Origin of the sequence: Nocardiopsis chromatogenes YIM 90109 (assembly GCF_000341185.1) — a bacterium.
In the GTDB taxonomy this organism is placed as follows: Bacteria; Actinomycetota; Actinomycetes; order Streptosporangiales; family Streptosporangiaceae; genus Nocardiopsis_A; species Nocardiopsis_A chromatogenes.
Genome location: NZ_ANBH01000092.1, coordinates 1 through 944, shown reverse-complemented (window position 1 = coordinate 944; position 944 = coordinate 1). Strand labels below are relative to the sequence as shown.

The 944-nt window shown below is 78.9% G+C and carries 1 protein-coding gene; it reads left to right on the top strand.

Going from position 1 to position 944, the window contains the following annotated elements:
- The coding region (locus D476_RS0109100; RefSeq protein ID WP_017623636.1) for a beta-ketoacyl reductase at window positions 1–944 on the top strand (944 nt) is incomplete at both ends.

Here is a 944-nt window from a genome sequence, read left to right as displayed (position 1 = left end):
CGCCCGCCGCGAGCGGCAACGAGCCCCAGCTCGCGCTCCGGGGCGGTCGTGCGTACGCGCCGCGGCTGCGGCGGGCCCCGGCCCCCGGCGCGGCCCCCGGCGCGGCCCCCGGCTCGGCGCCCGGCGCGGCGCCCGGCGCCCGGCCCCTGCGCACCGACGGCACCGTTCTGGTCACCGGCGGCACCGGCGCGCTGGGCCGGGTGGTGGCCCGGCACCTGGTGACCGAGCACGGCGTGCGCCACCTGGTGTTGGCCAGTCGGCGCGGACGGGCCCCCGAACTGGCCGCCGAGCTGGCCGCGCTCGGCGCCGAGGTGCGGGTACGGGCCTGCGACACCGCCGACCGCGGGGCGCTGGAGGAGCTGCTGGAGGGGCTGGACCGCCCGCTGCGGGCCGTGGTGCACACCGCGGGCGTGACCGAGGACGCCATGGTCGCCACGATGACCCGCGACCAGCTGCACGCGGTGCTGCGGCCCAAGGTCGACGCCGCCTGGCACCTGCACGAGCTGACCCGGGACCGCGACCTCGACGCGTTCGTGCTGTTCTCCTCCACGGCCGCCACCGTCGGCGGCCCCGGCCAGGGCAACTACGCCGCCGCCAACGGCTTCCTGGACGGGCTGGCGCAGCACCGCGCCGCCGCGGGTCTGCCCGCGCTGTCGGTGGAGTGGGGCCTGTGGGAGGAGGCCGGGGCCGTCTCCGCGCATCTGACCCCGGTGATCCTGAAGCGGATGGCCCGCGAGGGGATGCGGCAGATCCCCACCCCGCTGGGCACGGCGATCCTGGACACGGCGCTGGCGATGGACCGGCCGCTGGTCCTGGGCCAGCCCTTCGACCTGGAGCTCGCCCGTGCGCACGCCGCTCAGGCGGCGGTCCCGGCACTGATGCGCACGGTGCTGCGCACGCAGAACCGCCGCACGGCCGCGGCGCGTCCCTCCTCCGAGGGCGCG